This is a genomic window from Lapillicoccus sp. (genome assembly GCF_046595215.1).
Lineage (GTDB): Bacteria > Actinomycetota > Actinomycetes > Actinomycetales > Dermatophilaceae > Lapillicoccus.
Map to the genome: position 1 here is coordinate 1 of NZ_JBKJPP010000041.1, position 25,216 is coordinate 25,216.

General features: G+C 70.6%; 24 protein-coding genes, 1 tRNA gene and 1 pseudogene. 13 read left to right on the forward strand and 13 right to left on the reverse strand.

What is annotated here, in order from left to right; genetic code table 11:
- Positions 1-623: alpha/beta fold hydrolase (locus ACLL9L_RS03910; RefSeq protein ID WP_411283341.1), on the reverse strand; the 623-nt coding region annotated here is incomplete at its 3' end.
- A 143-nt stretch (positions 624-766) separates the two neighbouring features.
- Here ACLL9L_RS03910 and ACLL9L_RS03915 point away from each other — a divergent pair.
- Together ACLL9L_RS03915 and ACLL9L_RS03920 are read left to right on the forward strand one after the other, a co-directional pair.
- Positions 767-1,267, forward strand: coding sequence for a hypothetical protein (locus tag ACLL9L_RS03915; protein ID WP_411283342.1), 501 nt, complete (start codon positions 767-769; stop codon positions 1,265-1,267).
- 241 nt (positions 1,268-1,508) lie between these two features.
- Complete coding sequence (locus ACLL9L_RS03920; protein WP_411283343.1) at positions 1,509-2,021, forward strand: DUF3145 domain-containing protein; 513 nt, start codon at positions 1,509-1,511, stop codon at positions 2,019-2,021.
- A gap of 6 nt (positions 2,022-2,027) precedes the next feature.
- Here the strand turns inward: ACLL9L_RS03920 and ACLL9L_RS03925 are convergent, their stop codons facing one another.
- The 9 genes from ACLL9L_RS03925 to fdhD form a co-directional block, all read right to left on the reverse strand.
- The gene (locus tag ACLL9L_RS03925) at positions 2,028-2,717 is read right to left on the reverse strand and encodes a ribonuclease H (protein WP_411283344.1); all 690 of its coding nucleotides are present in this window, start codon (positions 2,715-2,717) and stop codon (positions 2,028-2,030) included.
- A 36-nt stretch (positions 2,718-2,753) separates the two neighbouring features.
- Complete coding sequence (fabF, locus tag ACLL9L_RS03930; protein ID WP_411283345.1) at positions 2,754-4,004, reverse strand: beta-ketoacyl-ACP synthase II; 1,251 nt, start codon at positions 4,002-4,004, stop codon at positions 2,754-2,756.
- A gap of 215 nt (positions 4,005-4,219) precedes the next feature.
- Positions 4,220-4,468 (reverse strand): acyl carrier protein, encoded by a 249-nt coding sequence (locus tag ACLL9L_RS03935; protein WP_411283346.1) that lies wholly within the window; start codon positions 4,466-4,468, stop codon positions 4,220-4,222.
- 105 nt (positions 4,469-4,573) lie between these two features.
- A complete protein-coding gene (locus ACLL9L_RS03940; RefSeq protein WP_411283347.1) occupies positions 4,574-5,641 on the reverse strand; it encodes a beta-ketoacyl-ACP synthase III in 1,068 nt (355 codons plus the stop codon).
- Positions 5,638-6,591, reverse strand: coding sequence for an ACP S-malonyltransferase (locus tag ACLL9L_RS03945; protein WP_411283348.1), 954 nt, complete (start codon positions 6,589-6,591; stop codon positions 5,638-5,640). Before ACLL9L_RS03945 ends, ACLL9L_RS03940 begins: the two co-directional genes overlap by 4 nt.
- Positions 6,592-6,670: 79 nt before the next feature.
- A complete protein-coding gene (locus ACLL9L_RS03950) occupies positions 6,671-7,960 on the reverse strand; it encodes a PucR family transcriptional regulator (RefSeq protein WP_411283349.1) in 1,290 nt (429 codons plus the stop codon).
- A 329-nt stretch (positions 7,961-8,289) separates the two neighbouring features.
- Positions 8,290-9,717, reverse strand: a complete 1,428-nt coding sequence (argG, locus tag ACLL9L_RS03955; protein ID WP_411283350.1) for an argininosuccinate synthase — start codon at positions 9,715-9,717, stop codon at positions 8,290-8,292.
- Between the two features lie 45 nt (positions 9,718-9,762).
- On the reverse strand, positions 9,763-12,537 hold the full coding sequence (gene aceE / locus ACLL9L_RS03960) for a pyruvate dehydrogenase (acetyl-transferring), homodimeric type (protein WP_411283351.1): 2,775 nt from the start codon (positions 12,535-12,537) through the stop codon (positions 9,763-9,765).
- A gap of 95 nt (positions 12,538-12,632) precedes the next feature.
- Positions 12,633-13,478 carry a formate dehydrogenase accessory sulfurtransferase FdhD gene (gene fdhD / locus ACLL9L_RS03965; protein ID WP_411283352.1) on the reverse strand — a complete coding sequence of 282 codons (846 nt, stop codon included), beginning with the start codon at positions 13,476-13,478 and terminating at the stop codon, positions 12,633-12,635.
- 110 nt (positions 13,479-13,588) lie between these two features.
- Here fdhD and ACLL9L_RS03970 point away from each other — a divergent pair, with 110 nt between their 5' ends.
- From ACLL9L_RS03970 to ACLL9L_RS03990, 5 genes and pseudogenes are all read left to right on the forward strand, one after another.
- Entirely contained in the window at positions 13,589-14,017 is a 429-nt protein-coding gene (locus tag ACLL9L_RS03970; RefSeq protein ID WP_411283353.1) for a DUF3052 domain-containing protein, read from the forward strand.
- A 41-nt stretch (positions 14,018-14,058) separates the two neighbouring features.
- On the forward strand, positions 14,059-14,538 hold the full coding sequence (locus tag ACLL9L_RS03975; protein ID WP_411283354.1) for a peroxiredoxin: 480 nt from the start codon (positions 14,059-14,061) through the stop codon (positions 14,536-14,538).
- Positions 14,539-14,638: 100 nt separating this feature from the next.
- A tRNA-Val gene (locus ACLL9L_RS03980) sits at positions 14,639-14,711 on the forward strand.
- Between the two features lie 351 nt (positions 14,712-15,062).
- Positions 15,063-15,527, forward strand: coding sequence for an SRPBCC family protein (locus ACLL9L_RS03985; protein WP_411283355.1), 465 nt, complete (start codon positions 15,063-15,065; stop codon positions 15,525-15,527).
- 186 nt (positions 15,528-15,713) lie between these two features.
- Positions 15,714-16,077, forward strand: a pseudogene (locus ACLL9L_RS03990) (pyridoxamine 5'-phosphate oxidase family protein).
- 102 nt (positions 16,078-16,179) lie between these two features.
- Here the strand turns inward: ACLL9L_RS03990 and ACLL9L_RS03995 are convergent.
- Both ACLL9L_RS03995 and gntA read right to left on the reverse strand, forming a co-directional pair.
- Positions 16,180-16,767 carry a DUF1989 domain-containing protein gene (locus ACLL9L_RS03995; RefSeq protein ID WP_411283356.1) on the reverse strand — a complete coding sequence of 196 codons (588 nt, stop codon included), beginning with the start codon at positions 16,765-16,767 and terminating at the stop codon, positions 16,180-16,182.
- Positions 16,764-17,456, reverse strand: coding sequence for a guanitoxin biosynthesis heme-dependent pre-guanitoxin N-hydroxylase GntA (gntA, locus tag ACLL9L_RS04000; RefSeq protein WP_411283357.1), 693 nt, complete (start codon positions 17,454-17,456; stop codon positions 16,764-16,766). Before gntA ends, ACLL9L_RS03995 begins: the two co-directional genes overlap by 4 nt.
- 177 nt (positions 17,457-17,633) lie before the next feature.
- Here gntA and ACLL9L_RS04005 point away from each other — a divergent pair, with 177 nt between their 5' ends.
- From ACLL9L_RS04005 to ACLL9L_RS04025, 5 genes are all read left to right on the forward strand, one after another.
- Positions 17,634-18,362 carry a GAF and ANTAR domain-containing protein gene (locus tag ACLL9L_RS04005; protein ID WP_411283358.1) on the forward strand — a complete coding sequence of 243 codons (729 nt, stop codon included), beginning with the start codon at positions 17,634-17,636 and terminating at the stop codon, positions 18,360-18,362.
- 348 nt (positions 18,363-18,710) lie between these two features.
- Positions 18,711-19,268, forward strand: coding sequence for a type 1 glutamine amidotransferase domain-containing protein (locus ACLL9L_RS04010; RefSeq protein ID WP_411283376.1), 558 nt, complete (start codon positions 18,711-18,713; stop codon positions 19,266-19,268).
- An 89-nt stretch (positions 19,269-19,357) separates the two neighbouring features.
- Positions 19,358-19,630: a hypothetical protein gene (locus ACLL9L_RS04015; RefSeq protein WP_411283359.1), complete on the forward strand. Its 273-nt coding sequence runs from the start codon at positions 19,358-19,360 to the stop codon at positions 19,628-19,630.
- Positions 19,631-20,872, forward strand: coding sequence for a cupin domain-containing protein (locus ACLL9L_RS04020; RefSeq protein ID WP_411283360.1), 1,242 nt, complete (start codon positions 19,631-19,633; stop codon positions 20,870-20,872). It begins immediately after the preceding gene.
- Positions 20,869-21,831 carry a sucrase ferredoxin gene (locus ACLL9L_RS04025; RefSeq protein ID WP_411283361.1) on the forward strand — a complete coding sequence of 321 codons (963 nt, stop codon included), beginning with the start codon at positions 20,869-20,871 and terminating at the stop codon, positions 21,829-21,831. The genes ACLL9L_RS04020 and ACLL9L_RS04025 overlap by 4 nt, the downstream gene beginning before the upstream one ends.
- On the opposite strand, the gene ACLL9L_RS04030 is transcribed toward ACLL9L_RS04025, so the two are convergent.
- Complete coding sequence (locus ACLL9L_RS04030) at positions 21,806-22,603, reverse strand: sigma-70 family RNA polymerase sigma factor (RefSeq protein WP_411283362.1); 798 nt, start codon at positions 22,601-22,603, stop codon at positions 21,806-21,808. The genes ACLL9L_RS04025 and ACLL9L_RS04030 overlap by 26 nt on opposite strands.
- 204 nt (positions 22,604-22,807) lie before the next feature.
- Between ACLL9L_RS04030 and ACLL9L_RS04035 the strand changes: the two genes are divergently transcribed.
- Complete coding sequence (locus tag ACLL9L_RS04035) at positions 22,808-25,216, forward strand: FdhF/YdeP family oxidoreductase (RefSeq protein WP_411283363.1); 2,409 nt, start codon at positions 22,808-22,810, stop codon at positions 25,214-25,216.

Sequence of the window (25,216 nt, forward strand, 5' to 3'; positions counted from 1 at the left end):
TACCAGTCGACGTCGGTGCGAAGGAATGCCGTCATCGCCGCCCGCACCTGCTGCGGATCGGCTGGCGGCAGGACGAAACCGCTGCGGCGCATGACGTCCGCGGCCATGGGCAGGCGAGCCATCCGGCGCGCCAGCGGTGACAGGGGAGCGCCGACGAGGCTCAGGCCCCGGGCCGCTGCCACGGTGATCGGCTTGCGGAGCAGGCGCGGCACCCTCAGCGGTGACAGCATCGTCGAGAAGGTCTCGCCGGGCACCCCGCACAGCGCGAACAGGCCCAGGACCCGATCCGGGTGGACGAGCGCCGTCTCGAAGGACGCGTTGACCCCCAGCGACCACCCGGCGAGGACCGCCGCGTCCTCGCCGGTCGAGTCGAGGACGGCGATCGCGTCCTCGACCATCGAGTCGATGCCGATCGCGTCCTCGTCCGCAGGCCGTTGCGAGCCGGCGACGCCGCGGTGGAACCACGACACGACTCGCACCCCGCAGGCCGGGTCGGCGAGGGCGGGCCAGAAGTCCGGGGTGGTGCCGAGGCCGTTGCACAACACGACCAGTGGGCCGTCGGCGTCGTTGGTCCACGCCTGGAGGAGCGTGCCGTCCCCGCTCGTCACGTCGTAGGAGCGCATGGCGGCCATTGTCCATGGCGGCCATTGACCATGGCGGTCGGACGGCAGGCCACAGCATCCTCAGATGTGCAGGAGAAGGTCCGGACAGGCCCGCCACGCACGGTAGGAACTGGCAGTCACCACTACAAAAGGAGTACGGACCGATGAAGAAGAACACGATGATCACCGCCGGGGCGGCAATCGCCGTCGCCGTGGGGCTCGCGCTCGGCGGCGCAGCGCTGGCCAACGCCGACGGCTCCACCTCCACGCCCACGTCGACGGCCACCTCCACAGCCACGAAGGGGCCCGGAACGGGCGATACCGACTCGGGCAACACCGACTCGAGCAAGCCGATGCGGTCCGACGAGCACTTGCTCACGGGCGCCACGCTGACCAAGGTGACGGCGGCCGTCAAGGCCAAGGAGCCCACTGCGACGATCGAGCGCGTCGAGTCGGACTCGGACGGCGTCTACGAGGCGCACCTGGTGCGCGCCGACGGGACGCACGTCATCGTCCAGGTCGGCGCCGACTTCGCCGTGACCGGCGTCCAGGAACGCCGTGCGGGCGGACCCGGGGGACACGACGGTCGGGGTGGGCGGCCTCCGGCAGGTGGCGGCCAGGGCGAGCAGGCGCCGACGACGTCGGGGTCGTCCGCGACAGCGTGATTCTTGGTCTTCCGAAAGGAACGGCGCGCGACCCTCGCGGGGGTCGCGCGCCATGCCCTTCAGACCGGTCTGCAGACCCGCCGTCCCGACCAGTCGTCGCAACAAGCCACCACGACACGAAAAAGGGACGAATGGGGCATCTGGTGCTGGTGTGAAACATGGTGCACAATGGGCACGGCATACATGAAGGTCTCGTGCGCAGGTTCGTGGGGAAGACGTCCCTCGCACACAGGAGGTCCGGATGTCTGTCGCGCAACCGCGTGTCACCAGGGGTGTGGTCTTCGTCCACTCGGCCCCGACGGCGTTGTGCCCGCACATCGTCTGGGCGCTCGAGTCCGCTCTCGGTGGGCGGGTCAACCTCGCGTGGACGGTCCAGCCCGCCGGTCCGCGTCTCGTGCGCTCCGAACTGTCCTGGACCGCCGAAGCCGGGGTCGGCGCGCGCATCGCCAGCTCGCTGCGAGGGTGGGACAACCTGCGCTACGAGGTGACCGAGGAGCCGTCCCCCGGTACCGACGGCTCGCGCTGGTCGCACACCCCGAGCCTCGGCATCCACCACACCTGGACCTCGGCCAGCGGCGACGCGATGGTCAACGAGGAGCGCCTGCGCGACGCGATCCGCGCCAGCCAGGGCGACCCGATGCGCCTCCAGGCCGAGCTCGACACCGTCCTCGGCGCAGCGTGGGACCGAGAGCTCGAGGCCTTCCGGTATGCCGGTGACGGGGCTCCCGTCCGCTGGCTCCACCGGGTGGGCTGACCGGGCTCAGGCGCGCTGCTCGGCCTTGCCCGCCTCCACGGCGAGCCGGTCGACGAGGTCGTTCATCGGATCGCCCGAGTGCCCCTTGACCCACCGGAAGGTGATGTCCCCCCGCTCACGCACGGTCGTGATGAGGGGTTCCCAGAGGTCACGGCTGACGACGGGCTTCTTGGCGCTCGTGACCCAGCCGCGGGCCATCCAGCCTCTCCACCACCCGTCCCGGAAACAGTTGACGACGTAGGTCGAGTCGCTGACGACGACGAGTGGTCCGTCCAGCGTGGTCACGGCCCTGAGGGCGGCCTGGATCTCCATCCGCTGGTTGGTCGTGTGCGGCGCCCCGCCGGATCCCTGTCGACCGTCCTTCGTGGCCCAGGCCCACCCGCCGGGACCGGGGTTGCCCGAGCAGGCGCCGTCGGTCCAGACCTCCAGGGCTCCGGTCCGGACTGATGACGCGACCCCTGACGCGACTGATGAGGCGACTCCTGACGCGACCACTGACGTGGCCGTGGGTCCGGCCGGGACTGCTCTGTCGGGCCCGACCGAGTCGGGTATGCCCAGGTCGAAACTGCCCTGCGCACACCCGACGTGGGCCCACCGGCGCGTGGTCTTGTCGCCGGCGTCGGTGATCTCCGTACCGGGCTCGATGGGCCGGGCACAGGCCCCGCAGGTGGTGGCAAACTTGGCACGCAGCGGCATACCCCCCAGCCTAGGTGCGCGTGGGAGGTGCGCCGCTCAGACGTTCTTGATGAGCAGGGCCACGTTGTGGCCGCCGAAGCCGAACGAGTTGTTCAGCACGGCGAGGTCTCCGTCGGGCAGGGTGCGGTGCTCGCCGCGGACGACGTCGAGGGGGATGGCGGGGTCGAGGTTGTCGATGTTGATCGTCGCGGGGGCGATCCGGTCCCGGACGGAGAGGATGGAGAAGACGGCCTCGAGCGAGCCCGCAGCGCCCAGGAGGTGGCCGGTCATCGACTTCGTGCCGCTCACGGGGATGCCCTCGGCGGCCGCGCCGAACGCCCGGACGATCGCCTTGGCCTCGGCGACGTCACCGACGGGCGTCGAGGTCGCGTGGGCGTTGATGTGGGCGACGTCCGACGTCGTCAGCCCGGCGCGCTCGAGCGCCTCGAGCATGGCCCGGGCCGCGCCGGCGCCCTCGGGGTCCGGTGCGGTGATGTGGTGCGCGTCGGCGGACATGCCGACGGCGGCCAGCTCGGCGTAGATCTTCGCGCCGCGGGCGTTGGCGTGCTCCTCGGTCTCGAGGACGACGAGGGCCGAGCCCTCACCGAGCACGAACCCGTCGCGGTCGGTGTCGTAGGGGCGAGAGGCCCTGGCCGGGTCGTCGTTGCGGGTCGAGAGGGCGTGCATGGCCGCAAACCCAGCGATCGGCAGGGCGTGGACGGCCGCCTCGGTGCCCCCGCAGACGACCATGTCGGCGCGGCCGCTGCGGATCATCTCGGCACCCAGACCCATGGCCTCGGCCCCGGAGGAGCAGGCGCTGACGGGGGTGTGCGCCCCGGCGCGAGCGCCGAGCTCGAGGGAGACCGCGGCGGCGGGGCCGTTGGGCATAAGCATGGGCACGGCGAGCGGGTAGACCCGGCGGGGGCCCCTCTCGCGCAGGTTGTCCCACTGGTCGAGCAGCGTCCAGACACCGCCGATGCCGGAGCCGATCGCGACCGCGAGGCGCTCGGGTTCCACGTCGGGGGCCCCGGCGTCCTGCCAGGCCTCACGGGCGGCGATCAGCGCGTACTGCGAGCCCGGGTCGAGTCGGCGCGTCTCGACCTTGGTGAGGACGTCCGCCGGCTTGGTGTGGATCGTCGCCGCGAAGGTGACCGGCAGCTCGTACTTCGCCACCCAGTCGGCCGCGATGTCTCGGGCCCCGGAGCGCCCGGCGAGGACGGCTTCCCAGGTCGACGAGACGGTGCCACCGAGGGGGGTGGTGGCACCCAGGCCGGTGACGACGATGCGCTGCTCGCGGGGGGACGTCATGGTGTCGGGCTCCTTGGCATCTCGGCCGCGGGGGCCGCGGCTTGTGGTGGTGCGGGTCGGGCGGGCGGTGCGGCGACGGTACCGCGGCATGCCGGGGGTGTGAGGTCGTGCGCCAATGAGCGTATGCCGTGCCGCGCGGGCGCGGGCCGCCTCCGGTCGCGAGATCTGACACCAGGTGGCGCCCGACCTCCGCAAACCGGAGGGGCCGCGGTGGGTCAGGCCTGGGCGCTGCCGATGTAGGTCACGGCGTCGCGGACCGTCTTGAGGTTCTTGACCTCGTCGTCGGGGATGCGGACGCCGAACTTCTCCTCGGCGTTGACAACGATCGTCATCATCGACAGGGAGTCGATGTCGAGGTCGTCGGTGAAGGACTTGTCGAGCTCGACGGAGTCGGTCTCGATGCCGGTCTCCTCGTTGACGATCTCGGCCAGACCCTCGAGGATCTCCTGCTCGCTCTGCGCCATGTGACTGTTCTCCTTGGTTGAGTGGTCCGTGCGGGTGGTGGTGCCGGTGTTGCGATGTCCCGAGTGACCCGTCGGGACGCGGGAGTTGGGTGGGTGGGGAGGCGGTCAGGGGATGACGATGACCTGAGCGGCATACACCAGACCAGCTCCGAAGCCGATCTGGAGCGCGAGGCCGCCGCTGGGGATCTGCTTCTCGCGGATCATCCGCTCGGTGGCGAGGGGGACCGACGCTGCCGAGGTGTTGGCCGTCTCGGCGATGTCGCGCGCGACGGGGATGTCGGCGGGCAGCTTGAGCTGTTTGATCATCGCGTCGATGATCCGCATGTTGGCCTGGTGGGGGATGAAGGCGTCGAGGTCGTTGATGGTGATGCCGGCCTTGTCGATGGCCTGCTGCGCGACAGGGGCCATGCCCCACACGGCCCACCGGAAGACGGTCTGGCCGGCCATGCCGATGGCGGGCCACTTCTTGTCGGTGTCGCGGATGTCGGTCCAGGGCTCGCGCTGGGAGATCGCCTGCCACTGGGCACCGTCGGAACCCCATATCGTCGGCCCGATGCCCGGGGTGTCCGAGGGACCGACCACCGCGGCGCCGGCGCCGTCGCCGAAGATGAAGGCGCTGCCGCGGTCGTCGTAGTCGGTGAAGTCGGACAGCTTCTCGACGCCAATGACGAGGACGTACTCGGCGCTGCCGCCGCGGACCATGTCGTTGGCCAACGAGATGGCGTAGCAGTAGCCGGCGCAGGCCGCGGAGATGTCGAAGGCCGCGCACTGGATGCCGAGCCGGTCCGCGAGCATGGGTGCGGCAGCGGGGGTCTGGTAGGGGTGCGTCACGGTGGCGGTGATGATCGCGCCGATCTGCGATGCCGTGACACCGGCCACGTCGAGGGCCTGGCGTGCGGCGTGCTCGGACATGTCGACGACGGTCTCGTCCTTGGCCGCCATCCGGCGCGAGATGATGCCGGAGCGCTCGCGGATCCACTGGTCCGAGGAGTCGATGCGCTCGACGAGCTCGGTGTTGGGGACGACCCGCTCGGGCCGGTAGGCCCCCACGCCCCAGATCCGGGCGTGTCGGGCGCCGTCACCGGCAGCGAGCGTGCCGGTGCCCTTGGCCTTCGGGGCGGTCGGAGTGGTCGAGGTGGTGGGAGCCGGGGGAGCCTGCGTGGTGTCGCTCATGGTCGGTCCTCGGGGTTGGCGGTGGAGTGGTGCCGGACGAGGGCGCGGGCGGCCTCGAGGTCGTCGGGCGTCTTGAGGGCGACGAGCTCGACGCCCTTCATGGCGCGCTTGGCGAGGCCGACGAGGGTGCCCGCGGGGGCGAGCTCGATGAGGCCGGTGACGCCGAGCGACGTCATCGCCTCCATGCAGAGATCCCAACGGACCGGGTTGCTCACCTGGGTGACCAGGCGCGCCACGACGCCGGCGCCGTCGCGAACGACCGCCCCGTCGGCGTTGGACAGCAGCGCGACCCGCGGGTCGTGGGTCTCGAGACCGGAAGCCTGCTCACGCATCGCGTCCACGGCGGGGCGCATGTGCTCGGTGTGGAAGGCGCCGGCGACCTGCAGCGGGATGACCCGTGCCCTGGCCGGGGGATCGGCGGTCAGCGCAGCGAGCTGCTCGGCGGTGCCGGCTGCGACGACCTGCCCGGCGCCGTTGACGTTGGCGGGGGTCAGCCCGTGGCGCTCGAGGACCTCGAGGACCTCGCTCGGGTCCCCGCCGAGGACGGCGCTCATCCCGGTCGGGGTCAGCGCGCTCGCCCGGGCCATGGCCCGGCCGCGGACGGTGACGAGGGCCAACGCGTCCGCGTGGGAGAGGACCCCCGCGCCGGCAGCGGCCGTGATCTCCCCGACGGAGTGGCCGGCGGTCACGCCGGTCGTCTCGGCCAGGGTGGCCGGCTGGTCGGCGAAGAGGGCGTCGAGGGCCAGCAACCCGGCGCCGACGATGAGCGGCTGGGCCACGGCGGTGTCACGGATCGTGTCGGCGTCCGACGTCGTGCCGTGGGCGACGAGGTCGACGTCGGCGGCGGAGGACAGCGCGGCGGCCTGCTCTCGCAACCCCGCAAGCTCAAGCCAGGGGGAGAGGAAACCGGGGGTCTGGGAGCCCTGTCCGGGGCAGACGATGGCAAGCACGTATCCCACCCTCCCGTCTTGTCGTGCCGGTGGTCGCCACCGAACCCCCCCAACAATAGCGAGCGACGTTGGAGGTTACCTACAAGAGCCCGCCCGGTATGCCGGGCAGCCGCCCGGGTGCGTCGGCCCGCCCCGGTGCGTCGTGCCGCCCCGGTGCACCGGCCCGCCAGGGCATCCGCGTCGGCTCCGACAGGCGGCCGACGGCGAGGGCCAGGAGCACGGTGTGTGCCTCGCGAGGGTGAGTGAGGTCGTAGCCGATCAGCACCCCGATCCGGCCGAGTCGGTAGCGCACCGTGTTGGGGTGGACGAACAGCACCCGGGCGGTCGCCTCGAGTGCGCACCCGGTCTCGAGGAAGACCGACGCTGTGCGCAGGAGGGCGGGCTGGGCCTCGAGCGGGTGGTAGATCCGGTCGACGAGGGTGCGCCGGGCGGGCCCGTCGCCGGAGAGGACCCGCTCGGGCAGGAGCTCGTCAGCGAGGATCGGTCGCGGAGCCTCGGGCCACGCGGGGGCGGCGGCCAGCCCGCTCAGCGCAGCCCGGGCCGAGCGCCCGGCGGCGAAGAGGTGGGGGACCGTCGGGCCGACGACGAGCGGTCCGTCTCCGAAGTGCCCTGCGATGTCGGTGACGACCCCCATCGCGTCGGTGGTGCCGCCGAGGATGACGACGAAGCGGCGGCGTTGGACGGCGGCGAGGGACTCCGCTCCGTGCCGCGCCGCCGCGCGGCGGAGGGCGTCCACCGCCTCAGCGGGGCTGCGCGGGGGCGTGCCCCCGGCCACGACGGTCACCGGGGCCACCGATCCCCAGCCGAGCGCGGTGGCCCGGGACTGCATCGAGTCGTCCGCCTCGCCGCGCAGGACGGCGTCGACGACGAGCGCCTCCAGTCTGGCGTCCCACGCACCGCGGGCCTCGGCCGCCTCGGCATACACCTGTGCGGCGGCGAAGGCGATTTCGCGCGAGTAGCGCAGCACCGACTCCCGCAGCGGCTGCTCGTCACCGTTGGCGGCGAACTGGGTGACCTCCTCCTCGACGGCGTCCACGATGGAGCGCACGAGGTCGAGGGTCTGTCCCAGGCTGATCGAGCGGGTCAGCTCCTTGGGTGCCGTGCCGAAGACGTCGACCGTGATCGGCTGTTCGCGCCCGTCGGAGCGCAGCCAGCTGATGAAGGACCCGATGCCGGCCTGGGCGACGAGACCCACCCACGAGCGGTCCTCGGCGGACAGCGCCCGGTACCAGTCGAGTGCATCCATCCGACGCAGCGCCGACGCGGAGAGGATCCCCGCGCTGCGCTCGATGCGCCGCCGGGTCGCGACGGTGAGGCGCGGTCGCGGGGGGGCGCTGGGCGTTCGGGGAGCCGAGAATGGCGTGGCCATCGCCCCAGTGTATTTGTGGACCACTGACAAAGAGCCGCGCGCCCGTCCATCACCGTGGAGTCACGGAATGTGCACCGACCAGCCCGATGCCACAGCCCGGGCCAGCCACGCCGCCTTCGGTCGGCGGCTCCGTTCAGTCCAACCCTTTCCTCCGTTCAGTGACCCCGACAGGTCCACTCGTCAGTCACTATGCCGTGCCCACCACCGGGGGCACGGCACCTGGGGTGGGGTGGGACGAAGCGCTGCCCACGTGGGTGGGCACGGCATAGTGCGCGAAAGGGTAGGTCCAGCTCAGCCCAGGAGGACCCAGCAGTCAGCGCAACCAGCAGTCAGTCGGTCCCGAAGTCGAAGGAGGACCGCTCCAACGCCTCATCGAGGCCCTCCACTTCGTCCGCTTCGTTGCCGGCGGCGATCGCGTCCGCCCCGCCCGCCTCGAGCTCGCCGACAAGGGCAGCGGTCTGCCCACCGAGGAGCTGGCCCTGCGCGGCATACATCTCGAGTTTGGAGCGGGTGTCGGCGATGTCGAGGTTGCGCATCGTGAGCTGGCCGATCCGGTCGACGGGGCCGAAGGCGGCGTCCTCGGTGCGCTCCATCGAGAGCTTGCCCGGGTCGTAGCTGAAGTTCGAGCCTCGCGTGTCGACGATCGAGTAGTCGTCGCCCCGTCGCAGGCGCACCGTGACCTGGCCTGTGACGGCTGAGGCGACCCAGCGCTGCAGCGACTCGCGCAGCATGAGCGACTGGGGGTCCAGCCAGCGGCCCTCGTAGAGCAGCCGCCCCAGGCGGCGCCCCTCCGCGTGGTAGTTCGCGAGGGTGTCCTCGTTGTGGACCGCGTTGAGCAGCCGTTCGTAGGCCAGGAAGAGCAGCGCCATCGCCGGCGCCTCGTAGATCCCGCGGCTCTTGGCCTCGATGATCCGGTTCTCGATCTGGTCGGACATGCCGAGCCCGTGCCGGCCGCCGATGACGTTCGCCTCGTGGACGAGGTCGACCGCGGACGCGTAGTCGCGTCCGTTGAGGGACACCGGCCGGCCCTGGACGAAACCGATCGTCACATCCTCGGGCTCGATCGCCACGGACGCGTCCCAGAACCGCACGCCCATGATCGGCTCGACCGTCTCGAGCGAGGTGTCGAGGTGCTCGAGGGTCTTGGCCTCGTGGGTGGCGCCGAGCAGGTTGGCGTCGGTCGAGTAAGCCTTCTCTGCGGAGTCGCGGTAGGGCAGGTCGTGGGCCAGGAGCCACTGCGACATCTCCGTGCGCCCCCCGAGCTCGGCGACGAATTCGGCGTCGAGCCACGGCTTGTAGATCCGCAGGGACGGGTTGGCGAGCAGCCCGTAACGGTAGAACCGCTCGATATCGTTTCCCTTGTAGGTCGATCCGTCGCCCCAGATCGAGACGCCGTCCCGCTGCATCGCCCGCACGAGCAGGGTGCCGGTGACGGCTCGCCCCAGGGGCGTGGTGTTGAAGTAGACCTTGCCCCCGGAGCGGATGTGAAAGGCGCCGCAGGCGATCGCGGACAGGCCCTCCTCGACGAGCGCGTGCTTGCAGTCGACGAGTCGCGCCAGCTCGGCGCCGTACTCGCCGGCACGGCCCGGGACCCCTTGGATGTCGGGCTCGTCGGGTTGGCCGAGGTCGGCGGTGTAGGTGCACGGGACGGCCCCCCTGTCGCGCATCCACGCCACAGCCACCGAGGTGTCCAGACCCCCGGAGAAGGCGATCCCGACACGTTCACCGACAGGGAGGGACGTCAGTACTTTGGACACGCCGCACAGCCTAGGGGCAGCCCCGCATCCCGGACGCGGCTGGGTTCAGGACTCGCCGCCGGCGTTGCCGGAGGTGCCGGCGGTGATGTCGTCCAGACGGTACTTCTTCGCCGCCTGCACGGCGTGCTCAGCCGGGACGGCGCCCTGCCTGGCGAGCATCTGCAGGGTGCGCACCGCCAGCGACGGACCGTCGATGTGGAAGAAGCGGCGCGCCGCGGCCCGGGTGTCCGAGAAGCCGAAACCGTCGGCGCCGAGCGACATGAAGTCGCCCGGGACGTACTGCCTGATCTGGTCCTGGACGGCCCTCATGTAGTCGGAGACCGCGAGGACCGGGCCCTGGGCGTCGGCGAGCTTCTGGGTGACCCAGGGGACGCGCCTCTCCCGGTCGGGGTGGAGGAAGTCCTGCTCGTCGCAGGCCATCCCGTCGCGGCGCAGCTCGCTCCATGACGTCACCGACCACACGTCGGCGGCGACGCCGAAGTCCGCGGCCAGCAGCTCCTGGGCCTCGAGGGCCCACAGCACGCCCACACCGGATGCCAACAGCTGGGCCCGGGCCGGGGTCTCGGTCCAGCCCTCGGTCTTCGCGGGGGCGATGAGGTGCATCCCCCGCGTGATGCCTTCGACGTCGACGTCCTCCGGCTCCCTCGGCTGCACCAGCGGCTCGTTGTAGACCGTGAGGTAGTAGATCAGGTTCTTGTCGTCGTTCTCTCCGCTCGCATCTCCATACATCCGGCGCAGGCCGTCTTGGACGATGTGGGCCATCTCGTAGCCGTAGGCCGGGTCGTAGGACACGACGGCGGGGTTCGTCGAGGCAAGCAGCGGCGAGTGCCCGTCGGCGTGCTGCAGGCCCTCACCGGTCAGCGTCGTGCGACCGGCCGTGGCGCCGATGAGGAAGCCGCGGGTCATCTGGTCGGCAGCCGCCCAGATGGAGTCTCCGGTGCGCTGGAACCCGAACATCGAGTAGAAGAGGTAGATCGGGATCATCGGCTCGCCGTGCGTGGCGTAGGAGGTCCCGGCCGCCGTGAACGCCGCGAGCGAGCCGGCCTCGTTGATGCCGAGGTGGAGGATCTGCCCGTTGACGGCCTCGCGGTAGGCGAGCATGAGGTCGTGGTCGACAGGGGTGTAGTTCTGCCCGTGCGGGTTGTAGATCTTGATCGTCGGGAAGAACGAGTCCATGCCGAAGGTGCGGGCCTCGTCGGGGATGATCGGCACGACCCGTTTGCCGAACTCCTTGTCGCGCATCAGGTCCTTGAGCAGGCGCACGAACGCCATGGTCGTGGCGATCTCCTGTTTGCCGGAGCCCTTCCTCGTCTGGGCGTAGGCGTCGTCGCCCGGGAGCTTGAGCGACTCGTGCTGGACCCGGCGCGACGGGACCCCGCCGCCGAGGGCCGCCCGGCGCTCGAGCATGTAACGGATCGAGGGGTCGTCCTTGCCCGGGTGGTAGTACGGCGGACGGTAGGGGTCGGCCTCGAGCTGCTCGTCCGAGATCGGGATCCGCAGCTCGTCGCGGAAGGCCTTCAGGTCGTCCAGGGTCAGCTTCTTCATCTGGTGCGTCGCGTTGCGTCCGGCGAAGTGCTTGCCGAGGCCGTAGCCCTTGATCGTCTTGGCAAGGATGACGGTCGGCTGCCCGGTGTGCTCGGTGGCGGCCTTGTAGGCGGCATATACCTTGCGGTAGTCGTGCCCGCCGCGCTTGAGGTTCCAGATGTCGGCGTCGGTGAGGTTCTCGACCATCTTGCGGGTGCGTGAGTCGCGACCGAAGAACTCCTCGCGGACGTAGGCCCCGTCGTTGGCCTTCATCGTCTGGTAGTCGCCGTCGCTCGTCGAGTTCATGACGTGGATCAGCGCGCCGTCCCGGTCCGCCGCGAGGAGCGGGTCCCAGCCACGGCCCCAGACGACCTTGATGACGTTCCAGCCCGCGCCCCGGAAGAAGGCCTCGAGCTCCTGGATGATCTTGCCGTTGCCGCGGACCGGGCCGTCGAGGCGCTGCAGGTTGCAGTTGACGACGAAGGTGAGGTTGTCCAGCTCCTCGCCCGCAGCGAGCTGCAGCAGGCCACGCGACTCCGGCTCGTCCATCTCGCCGTCACCGAGGTAGGCCCACACGTGCTGCTGGGACGTGTCCTTGAGCCCCCGGTTGTGCAGGTACTTGTTGAACTGGGCCTGATAGATGGCGTTCATCGGTCCGATGCCCATCGACACCGTCGGGAACTGCCAGAACCCCGGCGCGAGGCGCGGGTGGGGGTAGGACGGCAGCGACCTGTTCTTGCCGTCGACCAGGTGGCTCTTCTCCTGGCGGAACCCGTCGAGGTCCTCCTCCGCAAGCCGGCCCTCGAGGAAGGCGCGGGCATACATGCCGGGGGAGGCGTGGCCCTGGAAGAACACCTGGTCGCCGCCGCCGGGGTGGTCCGGTCCACGGAAGAAGTGGTTCAGGCCGACCTCGTAGAGGGTCGCCGCCGAGGCGTAGGTCGAGATGTGGCCGCCGACACCGACGTCCGGGCGCTGGGCCCGGTGCACGATGACCGCGGCGTTCCACCTCAGGTAGCGCCGGTACTCGCGCTCGACGTCCTCGTCGCCCGGGAACCACGGCTCCTGCTCCGGGCTGATCGTGTTGACGTAGTCGGTCGCGGTCAGCGACGGGACCCCCACCTGCATCTCGCGGGCCCGCTCGAGCAGCTTGAGCATGATGTAGCGGGCCCGGGTGCGGCCCACCCCCTCGATGACGCCGTCGAGCGACTCGAGCCACTCCTGCGTCTCGTCCGGGTCCGTGTCAGGGAGCTGACTCGGGATGCCGTTGAGGATGGGTCCGGCTTCCTGTCGTGCCACAGCGCATCGTTCCTCTCTCGGGCACTCGTCCATGGTGGGGACGGGTCACTCCCATCCTCCACCCCGGACGGGGCCCACGTCACACCCGGGGCGGCTCAGTCGGGTATGCCGGCCCGCCGGCCGCCGCTGTAGACGGTCATCCGTGGGGGGCGGACGAAACCGACGAGGGTCAGGTCCACCTCCTGGGCGAGCTGGATCGCCAGCGAGGACGGGGCCGAGACGGCGGCCAGGACGGGGATACCGGCCATCAGGGCCTTCTGGGTCAGCTCGAAGCTGGCCCGGCTGGTCACCACGAGGACGTGGCCGCTCAGGGGAAGGCGTCCCTCACGGGCGGCCCAGCCGATGACCTTGTCGACGGCGTTGTGCCGCCCCACGTCCTCCCGGGCCACGAGCAGCTCGCCGTCGGCCGTGAAGAGGCCGGCCGCGTGGATGCCCCCGGTGCGGTCGAACACCTTCTGGCGCTCGCGCAGGCGATCGGGGAGGGTGACCAGCAGCGCCGGGTCGACGACCGTGTCGTCCTCGTGCACGGCATACCGGCTCGTGCGGCGCAGGGCGTCGATGCTCGCCGTGCCGCACACGCCGCAGGCGCTGGTCGTGACGAAGCGGCGGGCGTCGCGGGCGGTCGGCTGCGCCACCCCCTCGGCGAGCGTGACGTCGACGACGTTGTAGGTGGGGGAGCCCGACTCGTCCTCGTCGAGACAGTGCATCAGCTGCCGCACGTCGGAGGCAGCGCGGATCAGCCCCTCGCCGTGGAGGAAGCCGATGGTGAGGTCGAAGTCGTCCCCCGGGGTGCGCATCGTCACCGTGAGGGCCTGGCCGGCGACCCGGATCTCCATCGGTTCCTCGACGGCCACCGTGTCGGGCCGGCGGGTCAGCACCGGAGCCGAGGGGTCGCCGAGATCGATCCGTAGTGCCGGGGTCCGTTGTGTCACGCGTCCCATTGCTCCACTGTATGTCTGGGAAATGTGTGTCATCGCTCCGGCGTCCACTAGCGTGGTGCTGCAGCCGGAGCGTCCGCCCGGTGGCAGGGAAATGACGGAGGGATCGACAGGTGGCAGCGACCGCGGAAGCGGCCTCTTTGGGTTCGGCGCTGACGAAGCTGGGATTCGGCAAGGGTCAGGTGGTCCAGGAGCTCGGTTACGACACCGACGCGGATGACGGCCTCAGGTTCGCCATCGAGGACATCACGACGACCGAGCTGGTGGACGAGGACTACGGCGACGTCGCCGATGCCGTGCTCATCTGGTTCCGGGACGACGACGACGACCTCGTCGACACGCTCGTCGACGGGTTGACGACCTTGGCCGAGGGGGGGTTCCTCGTGCTGTGCTCGCCGAAGTCGGGCCGGCCCGGGCACGTCCAGGCAAGCGACGTCGAGGAGTCCGCGGTGACCGCCGGGCTGCACACGGCCGGCACGGTGAACGTCTCCTCCGACTGGGCGACGACCCGACTGGTCTCCCCCAAGTCCCAGCGGCGCTGACCGCCGCTCCCGCGCGGGCCCGGGCTGGCACACTGTGCGCCATGACCAGCCCCACGACGCCGCTCGCCGTCGGCGACCCCGCAGCCCCGTTCAGCCTGACCAACCAGCACGGCGAGAGCGTGTCGCTGTCCGACTTCGCGGGCACGAAGCACGTCGTCCTCGTGTTCTACCCCTTCGCGTTCTCGGGGATCTGCACCGGTGAGCTGCGCGAGATCCGTGACGGACTCGAGGACTTCGAGGGCGACGACATCCAGGTCCTGGCGATCTCCTGCGACGCGATGTACTCCCTGCGGGCCTGGGCCGACGCCGAGGGGCATTTCTTCCCGCTGCTCAGCGACTTCTGGCCGCACGGCGAGGTCGCCAGGGCCTATGGCGTCTTCTCCGAGGACAAAGGGTTCGCCATCCGCGGCACCTTCCTGATCGACAAGGACGGCTGCGTGCGCTGGACGCTCGTCAACGGGGTGGGCGAGGTCCGCGACTTCTCCGGCTACCGCGAGGCGCTCGCGCAGCTGCGTGGCTGACGCGCGGGTTGGTCCTCTCGAGGGCGGGTGACGTCTGGCACACTGCTGCCTGCCCCGCCTGCTCCGCCCTGCTCGGGTGTGGGCCTGCCCGGCGGGGTAGGGGCCTGTAGCTCAGCTGGTAGAGCACCGCGTTTACACCGCGGCTGTCGTCGGTTCGAACCCGGCCGGGCCCACGCGTCACATCGCAGGCCCCGGGAGGCTGCCGGGGGAGTGGTCTGCGCTCCCCTCCCCAAGGTTTCCCCAGCTCGTCTGCGGACGACGCGAACTCGGGCGTCAGCAACATCAGGACCAGCCCAGGCTGCTTGACCAGCCAGCCCGTCGCCAAGGGCCTCGACGCCGCAGTGGTTCTCCGTGCTCAAGGAGGCCGAGCTCGGCGGCGGTTGCGGTCGGGGCCAGGTCGGTGGCCGGATCATCGCCGAAGTCATCCTGATGGCCGGGTGGTGTAGGCCAGCGCCGTCGAGGCAGCGCAGGCACCGCGAGTACAGACGGTTGCGCTTGCGGACACGTCGGACGAGGATCGAGGGATGGCTGACAACAGCATGATCACCGTGTCCCGCACCATCGACCACTCCGCGTCCGAGATCTTCGACGTCCTGACCCTGCCCGCACGTCACCCCGAGCTGGACGGTTCTGGCTTCGTGGTGTCCGACGACCGGACCGACCGGATCACCGCCGTGGGCCAGGTCTTCACCATGAACATGACGGGCGAGCACATGGGGGGTGACTACCAGACCGAGAACCATGTCGTGGGCTATGACAAGAACCGGCTCCTGGCGTGGAAGACGGCCCCTGCCGGCACGGAACCACCCGGGTGGGAGTGGGTGTGGGAGCTCACGGCCCGGGGCGGCGACTCCACCGAGGTCGCCCTGACCTACGACTGGAGCGCCGTCACCGACAAGGAGCTGCTCCAGAAGATCCACTTCCCGCTCGTCTCCGAGCAGCAGCTCGAGGACTCGTTGGCCAACCTCGCCTCCGCCGTCTCGACCTGACCGCCGCGGGGCCGGGCGCCTCGTCCCGTCCAAGAGGTCGCGCAGCGTGCGGTTGTCGCGCCGGCACGGCATACGCGTCCTGACCCTTGAAGCCGGTCTAAGGGGGTAGCAGGTGCACGCAGGGTCGGATCAGCCGGCCCGGACCCCGAAGGAGATACCGAGTCGGACGACGACCAGCTGGACACGATCCGGGAGATCATGACGTCCGAGCGCACCTGCATGCTCGTGACCTCCGGCGACGACGGGCGGCTGAAGGCCCACCCCATGACCACGCAGGAGGCGGACGACCACGGGGACGCGTGGTTCATCGCGAGCTCGCGTTCCGAGACGGTGGCCGACATCCGGGCGCGACCGCAGGTCAACGTCAGCTATGCCGGGAGCAGCTCGTGGCTCTCGATCGCGGGCAGGGCGACCGTCGCGCAGGACGCTGCCAAGAAGGAAGAACTTCACGGAGGCCTGGTTCCCCGACGGCAAGGACGACCCCAGCATCGTGGTCATCAAGGTCAGTGGTGACTCCGCGCAACACTGGACAGTCCCGGCCGGGTCCTGACGATCGCCTCCATGCTCAAGGCGCGGGTCACCGGTCACACCCCGGACTCCCGCGAGTCGGCGACCGTGGACCTCTCGGACGCGTAGCCACCCGCAGGCGGCGTCAGGCAGGCCCGACCAGATAGTCGATCGGCTTGCAGACGCCGCCGTTGGACTTCTGCGCGGAGCACGCCGTCAGCCCCACGTGCAGGTCCATCTCCGCGCGCAGGACGAGGCGGTCGCCAGCCACCGACGTGGGGGGGTCGATGTGCAGTACGCCGCACGGGTCGGTCCAGACGTTCATGAAGATGTTCAGGGTCGTGGAGACCTGGTCGGGGGAGACCCCGAACTGCTGCAGGCCTAGGCACAGGTTCTCGAAGCAGCTGGGGTGCGGGGCGCCGCCGAGTTCCGGGTAGAGCAGGTCGAAGGTCTGCTGGCTGCACGGCGTGAGCAGGAAGTCGTGTCGTCCGCAGGTGTCCTCGACGATGGTCGCCATCGGCCGGCTGCGGTTGCTCCAGAGCACGTCGCCGGTGGTGAAGAACACCCGGTTGCCGTAGTCGATCGTGCGCCCGTTGGAGAGCCACTCGCCGTGGTCGTCCGCAGCGAAGGCGAAGAAGTCGCTGACCTGCCCGCCGGTCGGGTCCACGACGGTGAGGGTCTGCCCGGCGCTGAGCAGGAACCCGGTGCCCGTCTGGGGCGCGAGCCGCCTCATCCGTGGTCCTCTGCCTCGAAGGGGGCCTGCCAGGACGGGGCGACCTGACGGCCGGAGTACTGACGCGCCTCTGAGCTCTTCCCGTGGTCGGAGACCATCGGGTTGATGCTGCCCTGCAGGGAGGCGTCTCGTTCGCGGATCCGGTCCCGCATCCGGGGGAACTGCCCCGACTCGCGCAGCTCCTCGAACTGGCGGTGCACGTTGAACACGAGGGTGGGAGTCGCGGCCCGGCGGGCATCCCGCGAGGCCTGCGGGTGCAGACCCACGATGAAGAACGCGGTCCCGGCCACGCTGAAGGCGAAGTGCTCGTCGGTCGGGTCGGCCGACACCTCGCCGTCCCATGGCACCTCGTCGCCCTCGTGGAGCCGCCGCAGCTGCGACCACAGCAGCTGCTCGAAGTGCAGCTCGTCGCGGATCTGCGGGCCACGGAAGACCGCGATGAACGAGGCGAAGCCGCCGTCGCGGTCCATGGAGGCGGCGAAGTCGCCCAGGTCCTGCAGGAGCCTCTGTGTGCTGGACGGGCCACCCAGGTCCCCATACATCCGCACCGTCGCGTTGTCGCGGCGGAAGACCGACCGCGCCCCGAGGCACGGATAGTCCGGGTGGGCCACCATGGCGACGATCGAGTCCTCGAGGACCACGTCGGGGGCCGACTCGGGATCCGGGACTGGGGGTGCCAGCGTTGCCATGCACCCTTCCTGCCCCGAGCAGACCGCGTCCACACCTCACCCGTCGGGGAACTTCGCCCTGCCCCGGCCGACACCTGCGAGAGCGCCCCTGGCTGCGACGCCGGACACCTCACCTTCGGGCGGTGCGTCTAGTCTCTGTGTGTCAGGGGCCATGATCGTGGGATCGAGGAGTTGGACATGCAGGAGCTTAAGGCGGTCTTTGCCGAGATGGCGGACACCATCTACGCCTCCGATGACGCGGACACCGTCTACCAGGCGCTCGTCAACTCGGCGACCCAGCTGATCCCCGGGTGTGACCGGGCCTGCCTCATGCTCGAGCGTCACGGCAGGTTCATCACGGTCGCGGCCACGGACGAGATCGCGTATGCCGTGGACCAGGCCGAGCGCGACCTCGGCGAGGGCCCCTGCCTCGACGCCATCACGGATGAGGCCTTCCAGTTCGACCCGAACATCGAGGACGGTTCGCCGTGGCCGCGCCTGGCCGAGCGACTGCTGCGGACCACCCCCGTGCGCGGGATGATCGGCTACCGCCTGCTCGTCGACGAGGCCAAGGTCGGTGCGCTGAACATCTTCTCGGATCACGCCGATGCCCTGACCGAGGCCTCTGCCGACGCCGGCGCGGTGATGGCGTCGTTCGCCTCCGTCGCCGTGATGACCGCCGGCGCGCGCGGCGAGGCGCTGCAGCTGCGTCGGGGGCTGGAGTCCAACCGCGAGATCGGCAAGGCGGTCGGGCTGCTCATGGCGGCGCACCACGTGTCGCAGGAGCGGGCCTTCGAGATCCTCAAGGCCACGTCCCAGCAGCTCAACCTCAAGCTCGCCGTCGTGGCGGAAGAGATCGTCCTGGGTCAGGAGCGACAGTTCGGGCGGGCCGACCATGTCGCCGGCCATTCGCCGGGCGGCCGCTGAGCGGCATCGGCTGTGGCGGGTTCGGTGCTGCAGCAGACGGCACCTGCGCGGCCCGAGAATGCGCCCCGGCGGCCACGTGGTTTGAAGCTCGCCGAGGCTCGGTCCGCCTGACATCCGGATCTCCGACGGTCCGTGATCCTTGTGTGCCCCGTTTCCCAGCCGATATGCACGTAGGGCTGGTATTGGCTGCTACGCCGGTGGACGGTGGCGGCGGCGGGGTCCGGCCACGAATGCCCGCACCCGGACGGGGTAGGTGAGCCGGCGCCGGTGCACAGCCGGCGGGTGCACCCGGGTCACCGGCATCGCAGCCACCTGGGACCTGAGGAGATCGACGTGGCCACCACGCAGCTGACGGGAAAGCAGTTGACAGGAAAGACGATCGCCTTCGCCGTGTCGAAGGAGGGCATCGAGCAGGTGGAGCTGACCGAGCCGTGGGAGGCCGTTGTGCAGGCGGGCGGCACGCCGGTGCTGGTCTCGAGCGAGTCGGGCACCGTGCAGGCGTTCAACCATCTCGACAAGGGGGACCAGTTCCCCGTCGACCAGACGTTCGCCGGGACCAGCGTGCAGGACGACGACGCCCTCGTGCTGCCCGGTGGGGTCGCCAACCCGGACGCCCTGCGCCTTGATCAGGACGCCGTCGCGTTCGTCAAGGGGTTCTTCGACGCTGAGAAGCCGGTGGCGGCGATCTGCCATGCCCCGTGGACCCTGATCGAGTCGGGTGTGGTCGCCGGGCGCACCCTGACCTCGTGGCCGAGCCTGAGGACCGACATCGAGAATGCCGGTGGTTCCTGGAAGGACGAGGAGGTCGTCCTTGACGGAGGTCTCGTCACCAGCCGCAACCCGGACGACCTGCCCGCATTCACCACGGCCATGGTCGCCCTCTTCGCGGGTGGCAACCAGACCTGAAACCGTCGCGATTACGCCGGTCTGCAGGTGGGTAGCACTGCTGTTGCGGCATCACGAGGTGTCGTCGAGACACCTGAGAGGGAAATGCCATGAGCGAGACTCCGATGGATCCGATGAGCGCCTCCGACCTCGAGGCCCCCGAGCCGAAGCAGGCCGGCGAGGGCACTGGTGACGGTGGCGCGAATGCCGGCGCCCAGGACGGCGGCGCTGACGGTGGTGCCGACGGCGGCGCTGACGGTGGAGCCGGTGACTCCGGCAGTGAAGGCCCGGCTGACGGCGGCGCGAACTCCGGCGGCCAGGACGGCGGCGCCGACGGTGGTGCCGACGGTGGTGCCGACGGCGGCGCGGTCAGCGGTAGGTAGGTGACGGCTCCCAGCTCGCCCCGGGTGCCCGCTCGCGAGAGCGTGCACCCGGCCCTGTCCCGGCTGGTGGGCGCCGCCGCGGACGACTTCGCCCGGACACACTGGGGCGAGCTGCCGCTGCTGTCCCGGGCGGCTGCGTTGCCCCTGCCGTTCTCCGACCTGCTCGACCACGACGCCGTCGATGAGCTGATCTCCCAACGGGCCCTGCGCGCCCCGTTCCTGCGGGTCGCCAAAGGGGGCGTCACCCTTGCGGACCGAGCCTTTACCCAGGGGGGCGGCGTCGGGGCCGCGGTCGCCGACCAGGTCAGTGACGACAAGCTCCTGCACCTCTTTGCCGACGGCGCAACGATGGTCCTCCAGGGCCTGCACCGGTCCTGGGCCCCCCTCATCGCCTTCAGCCAACAGCTTGCGGCAGAGCTTGGCCACCCCGTGCAGGCCAACGCCTACGTCACTCCGGCGCAGAACACCGGATTCAGCGACCACTACGACGTGCACGACGTCTTCGTCGTCCAGATAGAGGGCGAGAAACGCTGGTCCGTTCGCCCGCCGGTGCGCCGCTCGCCGCTCCGGGACGAGCCGTGGGGTGAGCGACGGGCGGACGTCGAGGCGGCCGCACTCCGGCCGCCCCTGCTCGACGTGACCCTGCGGCCGGGCGACTGCCTCTACCTGCCTCGCGGCTACCTGCACGCGGCCACCGCGCTCGGCATGGTGAGCACCCACGTGACCTTCGGCGTGCACACCTGGACGCGCCGACACCTTGCCGACGCCATGGTCGCGTCGGCCCTGCGGCAGGCGAGCGTGGATGAGGCGCTGCGGGCGTCCCTCCCCATGGGCCTCGACCTCACCGACGTCGTCGCCCTCACCCCGCACGTCGACGTCGTCCGGGAGTCGCTCGCGTCCGCCATCGCCCAGATGGGCGCCGGAGAGCTCGCGCAGCTGATGGGGGCAGCCGCGATGACGTCCCAACGGGCCGCTCCCGTCGGTGTCCTCGCCCAGGCTCACGCCGCCGACACCCTGCAGGAGGGGGCCCGCCTCACTGTCCGGCCGCACCTGGCCGCCCGCCTCGTGCCCGGGGACGGCCGCACGGCGTCAGTGCGCAGCAGGGCAGGCATGCTCGATCTCGACGAGTCGGAGGTGGCGCCGGTCGAACGCCTGCTGCAACAGGGCGGCGCGCGCGTGGTCGAGCTCGGCGCCCCCTTGGCCCGTCGCCTTCTCCTGGCCGGAGTCGTGGTGCCCGGATGACCTCGCTCACCCAGCCGGGCCGGCCGCCCCAGCACATCCCGGCCGGGCCCTGGTGCTCCACGACGGCCCGCGAGCGCGGCGACCCGCTCGCCGGGTCGGCGGCACCCGCCACGCGATGGCTCCTCATCGAGCACCCGGGACCGTGGAGTGAGGTCGCACTGCGGAGCCGGCCCCTCGACGGACCGGTCGGGGCGCAGCTGTCTGCTGCGGCGGCCGCGTCGGGGGCCCGCATCCTCCTCGTGCGACGTCCGTGGTTCGTCGCCCGAGCCGGGCCCCGGGCGTGGGCCGTCGTGGACCACCACCAGGGGATCCGGTGGGGTCACTGGGATGACGTGACGGACCTGTCGCGAGCCGGTGAGGCGGTCGGGGCCCCGGTGGTCCCGGAGGGCCACCAGGGTCCGCTGGTGCTCGTGTGCGTCCATGCCCGACACGACACGTGCTGCGCCGTACGGGGTCGGCCCGTCGCCGCCGCCCTCTCTCGGCGGTGGCCGGACCAGACCTGGCAGTGCTCCCACCTCGGCGGGGACCGCTTCGCCGCCAACGTGCTCATGGTCCCGGACGGGACGACCTACGGCCAGGTCGAGGCGGTGGATGCCGTCGCTCTCGTCGAAGGTCACCTTCGGGGACGCGTCGACCCGACCCACCTGCGGGGCATGAGCACGCACCGGCCGATGGTCCAGGCCGCGGTGGTGGACGCCGTGACGCGCTGGGGTCCGGCGCGGCCGGGAGACCTCGAGGTGCTGTCGGTGCGGCAGGTCCGCCCCGAGGAGTGGGAGCTCGTCCTGAGCGGCCCACCCCTGCCCGCCGCGGCCATGAGAGCCACCGTCACCCGGGGACAGCGCCCCGGGGCGATCCTCACCTGTCGCGCCACGGCCATGGGCAGCGCCGACGAGTATGCCGTCCGGTGGGCGGCGGCCCCGGACGGCCCCCGGGTCAGGCGGCGTGATCCTCGGCCATGAGGCAACGACGCAGCCTGCTGATGATGCCGGTGATCAGGCGCGAGACCTGCATCTGGCTCACGCCGATGGACGCACCGATCTGCTCCTGGGTCAGGCCCTCGACGAAACGCAGCTGCAGGATCATCTGCTCCCGACTGGAGAGCCGGGCGATGGCCGGCCGGAGCGAGAGTGCGGAGTCGACTGCCGCGAAGTCGTCCGTGGCGTCGGTGAGGGTGTCCCCGAGCGGCGTGCTCGACCCCACCACCGGCGCATCCAGCGATGCGCCCCTGAAACTGCCGTCGGCAAGGCGGGCCTCGGCGATCGCACCCCGGGTCACGGACAGCTGCTCGGCGAGGTCGCCCAGGGTGGGCTGCCGGCCCAGCTCCTGGGTCAGCTCAGGAACGGTGGCCCGGATCGACTGACCGAGCTCCTGCACCGACCGCGTCGGCCGCACGAGCCATCCGCAGTCGCGGAAGTGGCGCTTGAGCTCGCCGCGGATCGTCGGCACGGCATACCCCGCGAAGGTCTTGTCGGGACGGGCCCGGTAGCCCTTGACGGCCTTGCAGAGTCCGAGCATGGCGACCTGGTCGAGGTCATCGTCGTCGATGCCCCGCCCGTGGTACTGCCGCGACAAGGACAGTGCCAGTCCGCGGTTGATGAGGACCGCCTCGGCCCTCAGGGTCTCGGACTGCGCGGAGTCGGGAGCGAGACCGGCCAGACACAACAGTTCTTGCGTGCGGGTCTCTCGGGCCGACATCTCGGCGGGCACAGACCGGCTGACAGGGATCGACAAGGCACATCTCCTCGGAAGGGGTACCCAGCCACGCGGTTTGAGCCGGCTTCTTGCAGGTGTCAGGAAATCACACGCCACCCCGGATGGCAAGAGGTGCATGCTTCGGGAGGCCCCCGAATGAGGTGGGGGTTCACTGGGTACGGTGGTCGCCGAACGGGTGGATGCAGCGAACTTGAGAGGTCAGACAATGACAGAGGTCAGACAATGACGTGGTTGACGAAGCAGGCGCCGACGCAGGACATCGACGAGTCGGAGCTGGAGGTGCATCCTGCCCAGCACTCCGCCGCAGGGCTGCCCGCGGTCGCCATCTCGATGAAGCACGCCATCGAGTCGATGGGCGTGGCGCGCACGGCCCAGACCCTGGTCAAGCTCAACCAGACCGACGGCTTCGACTGCCAGGGATGCGCGTGGCCCGACCCCGACCCGGCCCACCGCCACACCGCGGAGTTCTGCGAGAACGGCGCCAAGGCGGTCTCCGAGGAGGCCACCCAGGTGATGCTGGGCCCCGAGTTCTTTGCCCACAACAGCCTCGCGCAGCTCGAGGAGCGCACCGACTACTGGCTGGGCAAGCAGGGCCGGATCACCCACCCCATGGTGCGTCGGGCCGGCGCGACCCACTACACGCCGATCTCGTGGGAGGACGCGATCGGCGTGATCTCGTCCACGCTGAAGGGGCTCGACAGCCCGGACCAGGCGATCTTCTACACCTCGGGCAAGACCTCCAACGAGGCGGCGTTCACCTACCAGCTCCTGGCGCGTGCCTTCGGGACGAACAACCTGCCCGACTGCTCGAACATGTGCCACGAGTCCACGTCGGTGGCCCTGGCCGAGACGATCGGAATCGGCAAGGGCAGCGTCAGCCTCGACGACATCCACGACGCCGAGCTCATCGTCATCGCCGGGCAGAACCCCGGCACGAACCACCCCCGGATGCTCACGGCCCTGGAGCTCGCCAAGCAGAACGGGGCGAAGATCCTCGCCATCAACCCACTCCCCGAGGCCGGACTGCTGAGGTTCAAGAATCCGCAGACCCCCCGTGGCCTGTCCGGGGTGGGCACCGGCCTCGCCGACCTGCACCTCCCGGTCAAGGTCAACGGCGACCTCGCGCTGTTCCAGGCCATCGGGTCGCTGCTCATCGAGAAGGAGGCGGCCGCTGCGGCGGCCGGACGTCCCGGCTCGGTCTTCGACCTCGACTTCATCGGGCGGCACACGACCGGGTTCGCCGCGTGGGTCGAGGGTCTGCGTGACCTCGACTGGGACGCCGTGCGGGTCGCGACCGGCCTGACCCGTGAGCAGATCGAGGCGGCTGCCGACATGTTCGCGCAGTCCAGGGCCACCGTGACCTGCTGGGCGATGGGGATCACCCAGCACCGCAACTCCGTGGCCACGATCAAGGAGATCGCCAACGTCGCCTTCGCCCAGGGCAACATCGGCAAGCCGGGCGCGGGTCTGTGCCCGGTTCGCGGTCACTCCAACGTCCAGGGCGACCGGACGATGGGCATCTGGGAGAAGGTCCCGGACCACTTCCTCGACGCCCTGCAGAAGGAGTTCCACTTCGACCCGCCGCGCCCGCACGGGCTCGACACCGTCGACTCGATCCGCGCCATGCGGGACGGCAAGGCCACGGTGTTCATGGGCATGGGCGGCAACTTCGTCTCGGCCGTGCCCGACACGGTGGTCACCGAGAAGGCGATGCGCTCGACGACGCTGACCATCCAGGTCTCGACCAAGCTCAACCGCTCCCACGTGGTCTGCGGCGAGACGGCCCTCATCCTGCCGGTCCTCGGGCGCAGCGAGAAGGACCGCACCGGTGGCACGGTGCAGCGCGTCACGGTCGAGGACTCGATGTCCTCGGTGCACGCGTCCAAGGGCCCGCTGACCCCCGCCAGCGAGCACCTGCGCTCCGAGGTCGACATCATCTGCTCGATCGCCCAGGCGACGGTTCCCGACGTCGGCGACATCCCGTGGGCCGCGTTCCGGGCCGACTACACCGAGATCCGGCACGCGATCTCCCACGTCGTCCCCGGCTGCGAGGCCTTCGCCGAGAAGGTCGAGCGCCCGGGCGGGTTCGTCCTGCCCCACCCGCCGCGGGACTCCCGCGAGTTCGAGACGCCGCAGAAGGCGGCCGTCTTCACGGTCAGCCCGATGGACGTGCTGCACGTCCCGCAGGGCCGGCTGCTGCTGCAGACCATGCGCAGCCACGACCAGTTCAACACGACGATCTACGGGCTCGACGACCGCTATCGGGGCATCTCCAACGGTCGCCGGGTCGTCTTCGTGCACCCGGACGACATCACCGCGCTGGGGCTGAGTGACGGCAAGGTCGTCGACCTGGTCAGCGAGTGGACGGACGGGACCGAGCGGATGGCCCCGAGCTTCCGCATCGTCAGCTACGACACTCCACGGGGTTGCGCCGCGGCCTACTACCCGGAGACGAACCCGTTGGTCCCGTTGGACTCCACGGCAATCGGGAGCAACTGCCCGACGTCGAAGTCGGTCATCGTGCGGCTCGAGGAGCCGTCGGGCCACGTTCCGCAATCGGGGGGTGGGGGCAACCCTGTGGGTTCCGACGAGGGCCACAAGTCGCAAGTCCAGCCCCACCACCTCAGCTGA

Coding starts and splice junctions, on each gene's coding strand:
- ACLL9L_RS04015 (WP_411283359.1), top strand. CDS start 19,358: ATGAGCGAGACTCCGATGGATCCGATGAGCGCCTCCGACCTCGAGGCC.
- ACLL9L_RS03925 (WP_411283344.1), bottom strand. CDS start 2,717: ATGCCGCTGCGTGCCAAGTTTGCCACCACCTGCGGGGCCTGTGCCCGG.
- ACLL9L_RS04005 (WP_411283358.1), top strand. CDS start 17,634: ATGCAGGAGCTTAAGGCGGTCTTTGCCGAGATGGCGGACACCATCTAC.
- ACLL9L_RS03985 (WP_411283355.1), top strand. CDS start 15,063: ATGGCTGACAACAGCATGATCACCGTGTCCCGCACCATCGACCACTCC.
- ACLL9L_RS03915 (WP_411283342.1), top strand. CDS start 767: ATGAAGAAGAACACGATGATCACCGCCGGGGCGGCAATCGCCGTCGCC.
- ACLL9L_RS03950 (WP_411283349.1), bottom strand. CDS start 7,960: ATGGCCACGCCATTCTCGGCTCCCCGAACGCCCAGCGCCCCCCCGCGA.
- ACLL9L_RS04035 (WP_411283363.1), top strand. CDS start 22,808: ATGACGTGGTTGACGAAGCAGGCGCCGACGCAGGACATCGACGAGTCG.
- ACLL9L_RS03940 (WP_411283347.1), bottom strand. CDS start 5,641: ATGAGCGACACCACGCAGGCTCCCCCGGCTCCCACCACCTCGACCACT.
- ACLL9L_RS03995 (WP_411283356.1), bottom strand. CDS start 16,767: ATGAGGCGGCTCGCGCCCCAGACGGGCACCGGGTTCCTGCTCAGCGCC.
- ACLL9L_RS03935 (WP_411283346.1), bottom strand. CDS start 4,468: ATGGCGCAGAGCGAGCAGGAGATCCTCGAGGGTCTGGCCGAGATCGTC.
- ACLL9L_RS03975 (WP_411283354.1), top strand. CDS start 14,059: ATGACCAGCCCCACGACGCCGCTCGCCGTCGGCGACCCCGCAGCCCCG.
- gntA (WP_411283357.1), bottom strand. CDS start 17,456: ATGGCAACGCTGGCACCCCCAGTCCCGGATCCCGAGTCGGCCCCCGAC.
- fdhD (WP_411283352.1), bottom strand. CDS start 13,478: ATGGGACGCGTGACACAACGGACCCCGGCACTACGGATCGATCTCGGC.
- fabF (WP_411283345.1), bottom strand. CDS start 4,004: ATGACGTCCCCCCGCGAGCAGCGCATCGTCGTCACCGGCCTGGGTGCC.
- ACLL9L_RS04025 (WP_411283361.1), top strand. CDS start 20,869: ATGACCTCGCTCACCCAGCCGGGCCGGCCGCCCCAGCACATCCCGGCC.
- ACLL9L_RS03920 (WP_411283343.1), top strand. CDS start 1,509: ATGTCTGTCGCGCAACCGCGTGTCACCAGGGGTGTGGTCTTCGTCCAC.